Source organism: Tardiphaga sp., assembly GCF_044336785.1.
GTDB lineage: Bacteria > Pseudomonadota > Alphaproteobacteria > Rhizobiales > Xanthobacteraceae > Tardiphaga.
In genome coordinates, this window is sequence record NZ_JBIIOT010000135.1 from 1 (window position 1) to 10,493 (window position 10,493).

Consider the following 10,493-nt stretch of genomic DNA (forward strand, 5'->3'; position numbering starts at 1 on the left):
CCAACGACCTGCGCATCCGCATCTATGCCCATCTGCACCGGCTGTCGCTGCGCTATTACGACCATGCCAAGAGCGGCGCGCTGATCTCCACCATCACCACCGACGTCACCACGCTGCAGAATTTCGCCTCGTCCTCGACGCTCGATATCCTGGTCGATTTCATCACCATCATTTTCATGATCGGGCTGATGTTCTGGCTCGATTGGGATTTTACGCTGATCGCGCTCGCCATCACGCCCTTCCTGCTGGTGTTCGTGATGCATCTGAAGAAGGCGGTGAAGGAAGTCACCCGCACCGTGCGGCAGCGGCAGAGCGAGATCGTCGCCGTCGTTCAGCAGGGCCTCGGTTCGGTGCGCTCGGTCACCGCCTTCGGCCGGCAGGATCTCGAACTGGCGCGGCTGGAGGCCGCCAGCCACGCCACGGTCGATGCGGCCATGCAGGCCCGGCGCGTGAAATCGCTGCTGTCGCCCGTAGTCGGCATTGTCGTGGCGTTCTGCACCGCCATCGTGCTGTGGAAGGGCACGTCGCTGATCACAGCGGGTACCATGACGGCGGGCGCACTCACCGTGTACCTAGCCTACCTCGCGCAGTTCTTCAAACCGGTGAAGGACCTCGCTGCGATGACAAGCTCCATCGCCCAGACCACCGTCGCGCTGGAGCGCATCCAGAAAATTCTCGCCGCCGACGACATCATCGTCGAGAAGCCCGGCGCCATCGATCCCGGCCGCGCCAAGGGGCAGATCACATTCGAGAATGTCAGCTTCGCCTATGAGGAAGAAGCGCCGATCCTGAACGGCGTCACGTTCCAGATCGAGCCCGGCCAGATCGTCGGCATCGTCGGCCCCACCGGCTCTGGTAAATCCACCGTGCTCAGCCTTGTCCCGCGCTTCTATGACGCAAGCTCCGGCCGCGTTGCGATCGATGGCATCGATGTCACCGACTACAAGCTCTCGGCACTGCGCTCGCAGATCGGTTATGTGCTGCAGGAAACGGTGCTGTTTCGCGGTACCATCCGCGAGAACATCGCTTATGGCAGACCAGATGCGACCGAAGACGAGATCATCGAGGCCGCGAAGATCGCCAACGCGCATGAATTCATCGTCCGTATGCCGCATGGCTACGATTCCATGGTCGGCGAACGCGGCGACACCCTGTCGGGCGGCCAGCGCCAGCGCATCGGTATCGCCCGCGCCGTGGTGCGCAACAGCCCGATCATGATCCTCGATGAGCCCACCGCAGCGCTCGATACCGAGTCCGAGGTGCTGGTGATGGAAGCGCTGAAGCGGCTGATGCAGGGACGCACCGTCATCATGATCGCGCATCGTCTGTCCACGATCCGTGATGCGGATACCATCGTCGTCCTGAAGGAAGGCGTCGTCGCGGAACAGGGATCCAACGACGAGCTGATCGCACGCGGTGGTCTCTATGCAGAGCTTGTCCATCGCCAACAGAGCGCATCAAGCGAGCCACACGCCACCGCGTCATGACACCATTGTGAGCCGGCCAATTGCCGCACACCCCTATTTATAACTGTTCTAAATGCAAACTTCGGTATGTCTTGACCTGACTTGATGGCTGCTCGACAAGGTCCGGCATGACGATCCCTGACAGTATTTCATCCGCAATAGCGGATCACCATATGCGCCTTGGCGAAGCCCCGCGCGGCTTTGTCGGCACCATTGTCGCGCTGCAGCCGGAAGCCGCGGGGCAGACCTCGCATGAGCTCGAACAGTATCTGATTGAAATGGGCTTCACCGAAGGCGCGCGGGTCGAGATCCTGCATCAGGGCGCGATCAAGCAGGACCCGATCGCAGTCCGCGTCGACAACATCACGATCGCCGTGCGCCGGCGCGAAGCCATGGCTGTTCTTGTAAAAATGGCAGTTCTCGTAAAATGACGATTTCAGACGTGACCAGCGAACGTTTCAATCTCGCGCTGGTCGGTGTTCCCAACAGCGGCAAGACGTCGCTGTTCAATGCCCTCACCGGCAGCCGCCAGAAGGTCGCGAACTATGCCGGCGTCACCGTCGAGCGTAAGAGCGGCGCCTTCGTCACGCCCGCCGGACGTCAGGTCACCCTGCTCGATCTGCCCGGCACCTATTCGCTGCGCGGCCGCAGCCCCGATGAAATCATCACCCGGGATGTCGTGCTCGGCAAACGTACCGGCGAGGCGCCGCCGGATCTCGTGCTCTGCATTGCGGACGCCACCAATCTGCGGCTGACGCTGCGGCTGATCCTCGAACTCAAGCGCACCGGCCGCCCGCTGCTGGTCGTGCTCAACATGTTCGATATCGCGACACGCCGCGGCATCACCATCGATGTCGAGGCCATGTCGGCCGCACTCGGCGTGCCCGTCATCACCTCTGTCGCGGTGAAGAAAGCCGGCGTCGACGCCCTGCGTCAGCGCACCGACGAATTTGCGGCGAATATGCCGGCACCGGCTGCACCTGCAGAATGGACGCAGACCAGCATCGCCGACATGAAGGCCTATCAGCGCGAAGCCGATCGCATCATCCGCGAAACGGTGACGATGCCGACCAAGCCGGACACGCTGACCACGCGCGTCGATGCCGTGGTGCTGCATCCGGTCGGCGGGCTGCTCATTCTGGCCGTGATCCTGTTCGTGATGTTCCAGGCGGTGTTCAGCTGGGCCACTCCGCTGATGGAGCTGCTGTCCGATGGCGCCGGCGCGCTTGGCAGCCTGGTGGCGCAATTTGTGCCCGAAGGGCTGCTGCAGAGTTTCCTGCAGAACGGCCTGATCGCCGGCGTCGGCAGCGTGCTGGTGTTCCTGCCGCAGATCATCATCATCTTCCTGTTCATCCTGCTGCTGGAAGACTTCGGCTACATGGCCCGCGCGGCCTTCCTGATGGACCGCATCATGGGTGGCGCCGGCCTGCACGGCCGCGCCTTCATCCCGCTGCTGTCGAGCTTCGCCTGCGCCATTCCCGGCATCATGGCGACGCGCGTGATCGACAATCGCCGTGATCGCCTCACCACCATCCTGATCGCGCCGCTGATGACCTGCTCGGCACGTATCCCGGTCTATACGCTGATCATCGCCGCCTTCATCCCGGCGACCGATGTCGGGGGCTGGATCAATCTGCAGGGCCTGGTGATGTTCGGCCTCTATGTCATCGGCATCGCCAGCGCGCTGGCCGTGTCCTTTGTCATCAAGTTCTTCATGCTCAGCGACTATCAGCCGGCGCCGTTCATGCTCGAACTGCCCGACTACAAGATGCCGCGCCTGAAAAGCATCGGCATCGGCGTCTATACGCGCGCAAAAATGTTCCTGCAGCGCGCGGGCACCACGATCCTCGCGATGATGATCCTGATCTGGTTCCTCGCCACGTTCCCGCAGCCTCCCGCTGGCGCCGAAGGTCCGGCGATCGACTACAGCCTCGCAGCAATGATCGGCAAGACGCTGGAGCCGCTGTTCTCCGCGATCGGCTTCAACTGGCAGATCGTGGTCGCTTTGATCCCCGGCATGGCCGCGCGTGAAGTCGCAGTCGGCGCGCTCGGCACGGTCTATGCGATCGAGGGCGGCAAGGAAGCGGCCGAGGCGATCGGCCAGGCGCTGGCCAGCAAATGGAGCCTCGCCACCGCGCTGTCATTCCTCGCCTGGTTCGTCTTCGCCCCGCAATGCGCCTCCACGCTGGCGGTGATCCGCCGCGAGACCGGCGGCACCAAGTGGATGCTGGTCACCTTCTTCTACATGTTCGCACTGGCCTATCTGGCGAGCTTGATCACGTACAAGATTGCGGTCGCTGCGGGATTGGGATGACCCGTAGGGCGGATGAGGCGAAGCCGTCATCCGCCGGCCGACTTCATCACTGAGCCTCCGCGGCGGATTACGCTTCGCTCATCCGCCCTACAATCAAAACCCCGCCGCGTGGCCATCCTTGCGCGGATCGGAACCGGCGACATAACCGCCATCGATCCGGCGCACCAGCTGCGCGCCACCGAAGCCGAAGGCTGAATCCGGTGGCTCACGAACGATGACATGGCCGCGGCCCTTCAGATCCGCCGCCACCTCGTCCGAGATGCCATTCTCGATCGCCACCTTGAGCCCATCGACATAGCGCCAGCGCGGCGCATCGGCGGCTGTCTGCGGATCCTGCCCCCAGAGTTGCATGCGCAGCATCACCTGCAGATGGCCCTGCGCCTGCATCGGCCCGCCCATCAGGCCGAAGGCCATCAGCGGCGCATCGCCCTGCATGACGAAGCCGGGAATGATGGTCTGGAACGGCCGCTTCCGCGGGCCGACCTGATTTGGATGGCCGTCGTCCAGCACGAAGCCATAGCCGCGATTCTGCAGGCTGATGCCGGTGCCGGGCACGACAACGCCGGAGCCGAAGCCGGAATAATTCGACTGGATGTAGGACACCATCATGCCCGTGGCATCGCCGGTGGAGAGACACACCGTGCCGCCGGTCTTCGGCGCACCCGCGCCAAAATCCTGCGCGCGACTGCGATCGATCAGTTTTGCGCGCGCAGCGAGATAGGATGGATTCTGCAGATGCGCGACGGTGACATCGCGCATGTAGTCGAGATCGGCTGCGTAAGCATAGATATCGGCGAAAGCGAGCTTCACCGCCTCGATCTGCAGATGCAGCGCATCGGCGCTGTCGAGTTCGAGCCCGTCGATGCCGGCGGCCTGAATGATGCCCAGCGCCATCAGTGCCACGATGCCCTGCCCGTTCGGTGGGATCTCGTGCAGCGCCGTGTCGCCGAATGCCTGATGGATGGTGCCGCACCAGTCATTGCGATGCGCGGCAAGATCGGCTTCGTCCATCGCCGCGCCGTTTTCGCGCGCGAAATCGGCGATGTGCTTGGCAAGTTCGCCGCGATAGAACGCCTCGCCTTTGGTCTCCGCGATCAGCTTCAGCGAATAGGCATGGCCGGGCGCGCGAAACAACTCGCCCGCCACCGGCGCGCGGCCATTCGGCATGAAGCATGCGGCAAAGCCCGGCTGGTTCTTCAATTCCTCGGCGCCGCGGCGCCAGAGTTCGGCAATGACCGGCGAGACGTGAAAACCATTCTCGGCATAGGCAATCGCCGGCCCGAACAACTGCGCGAAAGGCAGCTTGCCGAACCGCTCCGACAGATCGACCCAGGCCGATACGGCGCCCGGCACCGTGACGCTCTCCCAGCCGCGATGCGGGAAGGTCTTGCGGCCGGCAAAGCGCTCCGGCGTCCAGCCCGCCGGCGAGCGACCGGACGCATTGAGCCCGTGCAGCTCCTTGCCGTCCCACAGGATGCAATAGGCGTCCGAACCGATGCCATTGCCGGTCGGCTCCACCACAGTCAGCGCGATCGCCGCCGCCAGCGCCGCATCCACCGCATTGCCGCCACGCTCAAGCATGCGCAGGCCGGCCTGCGTCGCCAATGGCTGCGAGGCCGCCACTACATTGCGCGCCATCACGGGCGAACGGCGGGAGGCATAGAGGCCGTCATGTCGGTAGTTCATTCGCGACGCGTCCTTCGAACATCACTGCAATGTCCCCCGCTTCTATCGCCAATTGCAGCTGCCGAATAGAAGGGCGGGGTTGCTCATCTGCTGATCTTGCCGCGCATGGCAGCTCCCGCTTACCGTCGCGGCCAAAGTGGGAGCATAAACATGTCGATTACAGTCATCCGCAATGCCGACTATGTCGTCGCCTGGGACGCAGCGAGCAAGAATCACACTTATGTCACCGGCGGCGATGTCGCCTTCGAGGATGGCGTGCTCACTTTCGCCGGGCGCAATTACCAGGGCGAGGCCGGCGAGACCATCGACGGCCGTGGCTTCATGGTGATGCCCGGCCTCGTCGATATCCACTCCCACCCGTCCAGCGAGCCGCTGAACAAGGGCTTTCTCGACGAGATCGGCTCGCCCGGCCTCTACAATTCCTCGCTCTACGAATACATGCCGATCCTGCGCCCCGATCCGGAGGGCGTGCCGGATTGCGTGCGTGTGGCCTATTCGGAATTGCTGCTGTCGGGCGTCACCACGGTTGCCGACCTCTCCATCGCCCATCCGCAATGGATCGACCTCGCCGCAGAGAGCGGCCTGCGTGTATGTCTCGCACCGATGTTTCGCTCGGCGCGCTGGTTCACGCCGAATGGCACGCTGGTGGATTACGAATGGAACGAGAAGGCCGGCGAGGACGCCATGCTGCACGCGTTCGGCATCATCGATGCCGCCGAAAGCCATCCGTCAGGCCGACTGTCCGGCATGATGTGCCCGGCGCAGATCGACACCTGCACACCGGCTTTGATGCGCGACAGTTATGCCGAAGCGAAGCGTCGCGGCATTCCATGGCAGACGCATGCGGCCCAGTCGGTGCCCGAATTTCTCGAGATGATCCGTCGGCACGGCATGACCCCCATCCAGTGGCTGGGTGAACTCGGCGTGCTCGGCCCGACCTCGCTGGTCGGCCATGCCATTTTCGTCGATGAGCATCCGCTGGCACACTGGCACACGCGCCGCGATCTCGCGCTGCTGGCGGAGACGGGCACCACGGTGGCGCATTGCCCGACCGTGTTCATGCGCCGCGGCGTCGCGCTACGCGATGTCGGCTGCTATCGCGAGGCCGGCATCAGGGTGGCGATCGGCACCGATACCTATCCGCACAACATGATCGAGGAAATGCGCAACGTCACCATGACCTCGCGACTGATGGCCGGCCATCCGCGCGGGCTGAACTCGACCGGCCTGTTCGAAGCCGCCACCACCGTCGGCGCCCAGGCGCTCGGCCGCGACGATATCGGCAGGCTGGAGGCGGGCTGCAAGGCGGATCTGGTGATGGTGGATGTCACCCATCCGATGATGCAGCCGCATCGCGATCCCATCCGCAGCATGATTTATGCGGCGGCCGAACGCGCCGTGCGGCATGTCTATGTGGATGGCCGACAGGTGGTGAAGGACGGCGTGGTCCAGACCTTCGACTATCCGGCTGCGGCGCTGCGCGTGCACGAAGCCCAGATCCGCGCCGAGGAGCGCTCACCGGGACTGGACTGGGCGGGGCGGAAGCTGACGGAGATCTCGCCGCTGTCATTTCCGATGGCGTGGCCGTCAAATGAGTGAACGAGCAAGAGCCCCCTCACCCGCGCGCCAGGGCGCGCGACCTCTCCCCGGTGGGGAGAGGTGAAGATAGAGCTCCGCTTCTTACCTCTCCCCACCGGGGAGAGGTCGCCGCGTCTTCGCGGCGGGTGAGGGCTCTTGTTTACACCCGCTCGATGATGATCGCCGGGGCCATGCCACCGGCGGCGCACATGGTGACGAGGCCGCGCTTCAGGTTACGACGCTCGAGTTCATCCAGGATCGTACCGACCAGGATCGCACCGGTGGCGCCGATCGGGTGGCCCAGCGCGATCGAGCCGCCATTGACGTTGACCTTGCTGGTATCGAGCTTGAGGTCGCGGATGAATTTTGCCGCCACCACCGCGAACGCCTCATTGATCTCCCAGAGATCGATGTCGTCCGGGGTCAGACCAGCCTTCTCCAGCACCTTCTTCGCCGCCGGCACCGGCGCATTCAGCATCAGCGTCGGATCATCGCCGATATTCGCCATCGCCACGATCTTGGCGCGCGGCTTGAGGCCGTGCTTGTCGGCATAGGCCTTCGAGGTCAGCAGCAGTGCTGCGGCGCCATCGACGACGCCCGACGAATTGCCGGCGTGATGGAAGTGCTTGATCTCCAGATCCGGATATTTCTGGTTGATCTGCTTGCGATAGGTGGTGCCCTTGTCGTCAAGCGGATAGTCGGCCATGGCGGTGAAGGCGGGCTTCAGGCCGGCGAGACCTTCGGCCGTGGTATCCGGTCGCGGATATTCGTCCTTGGCCAGCACGACATTTCCGTCGTCATCGGTCACCGGCACGATGCTCTTGTCGAAGCGGCCTTCCTTGATGGCGACGGCGGCACGGCGCTGGCTTTCGAGGCCGAGCGCATCGAGTTCCTCGCGGGTGAAACCTTCCATCGAGGCGATGGCGTCGCCGCAGATGCCCTGATGTGACTGCGGATGCACCTTGGCGAGGCGCTTGTTGCCCGAGCCCATGCCGAGTGGCGGCTTGCCGGCCGCCATATCCTCGGCGGCCATCGCGCCGGTGAGCGACATCATTTCGGTGCCGCCGGCGATGACCACGTCTTCCATGCCCGACATGATCTGCGCCGCTGCGAAATTCACGGCCGTGATGCCGCCGCCGCAGAAACGATCGAGGGTGGTGCCGGAAGCCTTGGTGTCATAGCCGGCATCGAGGGCTGCCATGCGGCCGAGATCGCCGCCCTGCTTGCCGCGCTGGGTGGAGGTCGACCAGATGATGTCATCGACATCGGCGGTATTGAGCTTGTTGCGCTCCGCGATCGCCTTCAGCACGGTGGCGGCGAGGTGCTGCGGATGATGTTCGGCGAGTGCGCCCTTGCCGACCTTGCCGATCCCGCGCGGGGTGCGGACTGCGTCGATGATATATGCGTCGGCCATGGGTCTTCCTCCAGATTTTACAGTGTTTTTCTGGATGCGAGATTGGCCAAGCCCGTGATGAAGTCAAGGCGCAGCGATGGCATGCTTGCCCGCCAGATTTGGCGGGTGTCGCCCCAATTCAGAGCAGGAAGGACAGCGCCGCCTCGCAGCGAGCCTCGACCTTCAGCGTGAGCAGATCATCGGCGCGGGTGCGACCGAGATTGACCGCCGCGATGGGAATGCCCTTCTTCGCCGCCGCCTGCACGAAGCGAAAACCCGAATAGACCATCAGTGAGGAACCGACGACGAGCATGGCATCGGATGCCTCCAGCCGGTCGCGCGCCTCATCGACCACATCGCGCGGAACCGTCTCGCCGAAGAACACGACATCAGGCTTCAGCACACCCGCACACACGATGCAGGACGGCACATCGAAGGCTGCAAAATCATCATGCTCGAGATCGGCGTCGCCATCGGGTGCATCCGGCGCATCGAGTGCGAGCCACGCCGCATTGCGATGACCGAGCTCATGCTGGAAATCGCTGCGCGGCATCTTCAAGCCACAGCCCATGCAACGCACCTGATCGAGTCGTCCGTGCAAATCGATGACGCGCTCGCTGCCCGCGCTCTGATGCAGGCGATCGACATTCTGCGTCAGCAGAATCTCGCTGCGTCCCATTTGCTCCAGTCGCGCCAAAGCACGATGCGCATCATTCGGCTTCGCCTGTCCGAAGTGACGCCAGCCGATCATGCTGCGCGCCCAGTAACGCTTGCGCGTCGCTTCGCGTGTCATGAAATTGTCATATGTGACAGGCGGCGTGCGTTTCCAGTTGCCGTCGCTGTCACGGTAATCGGGAATACCTGAATGGGTACTGCAGCCCGCGCCGGTCAGCACGAACAGACGCTGGTGACGCGTCACAAATTCTTCGAGAATTCCCTTTTCAATCATGGCGTTGATCTATGTCACAAAAATCGAATGTCCAGCATCGCTGCATATGTGACATGCTCGATGCAGGTAACATATTCCATTCAAGAAACGGTCATGCCGTTGCGGGTTAGACGATCTGTCTGCTAGAACATTTTTGCGCAACGAGACCAACCCGTAGAGTGAGCCATGACGCTACAAACCAAAGATGCCTCCACTTCGCGCGAGCAGTTCATGCAGATCGTCAAGGACGAGCTCAACAAGTTCGAGAGCGCCGAGCGCGAGCTTCGCAAGAGCGTCAAGAAGGATCGCGTGAAAGAGCTCAAGCTGCCGGAGGATCTGGCTCACTAGGTTACGCGATAGCCTGACATCGAAGTTCCCAAACGAACTTCATGCGACGAACCAGGGTCACCGTTTCGGTGGCCTTTTTCTTTGGCAGCAACCGCCGCTTTAAAGCGCGCGACAATGTCGCTGCATGGCGATATTTCACATTCCCTTCATCAAGCGCCTTTAGCGAGACTCTTTAATTTCAAGAATAATGCATTGAGGAAATGGCAAAGTCATCGAAGCTGGTTGCGACCAAGCGCGGAAAAATTCTTCTGGTCCGGCGCGTCAAGGATGGTCTGTGGATGTTCCCGGGCGGCCGCAAGCTGCCACGCGAGAACGACAAGGTTTGCCTGCGCCGCGAGATCAAGGAAGAACTGCCGAAATTGAAACTCGGCCGCCTCACGCTGTGGAAAGAGGTGAAGGCCACCAACCGGCATTCCGGCCGCAAGATGAGCGATTCCATCTTCATCGCCGAGACGGCCACCGGCCAGCTTCGGATCGGCGACAAGAAGGAGATCGATCGCGCGGTGTGGCGCAAGCCGCGCAGCGGCATGCGCCTGACGCCGACCTCACGCTACATCCGCGACAAGCTGTTTCCGCGCGCCTAGAGCGCTTTCACTTTGAGATGACGCGCCTCTCCACGAACTCTCCCTCATCCTGAGAGCCTGACTGGAAACGCGGTCCATGAAGCGCAGTACACTCAGTCCCTCATGGTGAGGAGCGGCTGTAGGCCGCGTCTCAAACCATGAGTTGGCCGGGTTCAGAGCCTGCGGCCATCGTTCGAGACGCCGCTGCGCGGCTCCT

Annotated in this window: 9 protein-coding genes; 6 read left to right on the forward strand and 3 right to left on the reverse strand. The window is 62.8% G+C overall.

What is annotated here, in order from left to right; translation table 11 throughout:
• The 3 genes from ACIQ2A_RS23930 to feoB form a co-directional block, all read left to right on the forward strand.
• Positions 1-1,487 (forward strand): ABC transporter ATP-binding protein (locus tag ACIQ2A_RS23930; protein WP_398484165.1); only part of this gene is annotated, 1,487 nt, incomplete at its 5' end.
• A 152-nt stretch (positions 1,488-1,639) separates the two neighbouring features.
• Complete coding sequence (locus tag ACIQ2A_RS23935; RefSeq protein ID WP_398484167.1) at positions 1,640-1,897, forward strand: ferrous iron transport protein A; 258 nt, start codon at positions 1,640-1,642, stop codon at positions 1,895-1,897.
• The gene (gene feoB / locus ACIQ2A_RS23940; RefSeq protein WP_398484169.1) at positions 1,894-3,780 is read left to right on the forward strand and encodes a ferrous iron transport protein B; all 1,887 of its coding nucleotides are present in this window, start codon (positions 1,894-1,896) and stop codon (positions 3,778-3,780) included. The genes ACIQ2A_RS23935 and feoB overlap by 4 nt, the downstream gene beginning before the upstream one ends.
• A gap of 93 nt (positions 3,781-3,873) precedes the next feature.
• On the opposite strand, the gene ACIQ2A_RS23945 is transcribed toward feoB, so the two are convergent.
• Positions 3,874-5,466, reverse strand: a complete 1,593-nt coding sequence (locus ACIQ2A_RS23945) for a gamma-glutamyltransferase family protein (protein ID WP_398484172.1) — start codon at positions 5,464-5,466, stop codon at positions 3,874-3,876.
• A gap of 150 nt (positions 5,467-5,616) precedes the next feature.
• On the opposite strand from ACIQ2A_RS23945, the gene ACIQ2A_RS23950 reads away from it, so the two are divergent.
• The gene (locus ACIQ2A_RS23950; protein ID WP_398484174.1) at positions 5,617-7,065 is read left to right on the forward strand and encodes an amidohydrolase family protein; all 1,449 of its coding nucleotides are present in this window, start codon (positions 5,617-5,619) and stop codon (positions 7,063-7,065) included.
• 139 nt (positions 7,066-7,204) lie between these two features.
• Here the strand turns inward: ACIQ2A_RS23950 and ACIQ2A_RS23955 are convergent, their stop codons facing one another.
• Positions 7,205-8,458, reverse strand: coding sequence for an acetyl-CoA C-acetyltransferase (locus tag ACIQ2A_RS23955; protein WP_398484176.1), 1,254 nt, complete (start codon positions 8,456-8,458; stop codon positions 7,205-7,207).
• Positions 8,459-8,576: 118 nt separating this feature from the next.
• Positions 8,577-9,386, reverse strand: a complete 810-nt coding sequence (locus ACIQ2A_RS23960) for an NAD-dependent protein deacetylase (RefSeq protein ID WP_398484178.1) — start codon at positions 9,384-9,386, stop codon at positions 8,577-8,579.
• 165 nt (positions 9,387-9,551) lie between these two features.
• Here ACIQ2A_RS23960 and ACIQ2A_RS23965 point away from each other — a divergent pair, with 165 nt between their 5' ends.
• Positions 9,552-9,713: a hypothetical protein gene (locus tag ACIQ2A_RS23965; protein WP_398484180.1), complete on the forward strand. Its 162-nt coding sequence runs from the start codon at positions 9,552-9,554 to the stop codon at positions 9,711-9,713.
• A 200-nt stretch (positions 9,714-9,913) separates the two neighbouring features.
• A complete protein-coding gene (locus tag ACIQ2A_RS23970; protein ID WP_398484182.1) occupies positions 9,914-10,297 on the forward strand; it encodes an NUDIX hydrolase in 384 nt (127 codons plus the stop codon).
• Positions 10,298-10,493 lie beyond the last annotated feature (196 nt).

Excerpts from the sequence above, each read along its gene's own strand:
- feoB (WP_398484169.1), top strand. The coding sequence starts at position 1,894 with ATGACGATTTCAGACGTGACCAGCGAACGTTTCAATCTCGCGCTGGTC.
- ACIQ2A_RS23935 (WP_398484167.1), top strand. The coding sequence starts at position 1,640 with ATGCGCCTTGGCGAAGCCCCGCGCGGCTTTGTCGGCACCATTGTCGCG.
- ACIQ2A_RS23950 (WP_398484174.1), top strand. The coding sequence starts at position 5,617 with ATGTCGATTACAGTCATCCGCAATGCCGACTATGTCGTCGCCTGGGAC.
- ACIQ2A_RS23960 (WP_398484178.1), bottom strand. The coding sequence starts at position 9,386 with ATGATTGAAAAGGGAATTCTCGAAGAATTTGTGACGCGTCACCAGCGT.
- ACIQ2A_RS23965 (WP_398484180.1), top strand. The coding sequence starts at position 9,552 with ATGACGCTACAAACCAAAGATGCCTCCACTTCGCGCGAGCAGTTCATG.
- ACIQ2A_RS23945 (WP_398484172.1), bottom strand. The coding sequence starts at position 5,466 with ATGAACTACCGACATGACGGCCTCTATGCCTCCCGCCGTTCGCCCGTG.
- ACIQ2A_RS23955 (WP_398484176.1), bottom strand. The coding sequence starts at position 8,458 with ATGGCCGACGCATATATCATCGACGCAGTCCGCACCCCGCGCGGGATC.
- ACIQ2A_RS23970 (WP_398484182.1), top strand. The coding sequence starts at position 9,914 with ATGGCAAAGTCATCGAAGCTGGTTGCGACCAAGCGCGGAAAAATTCTT.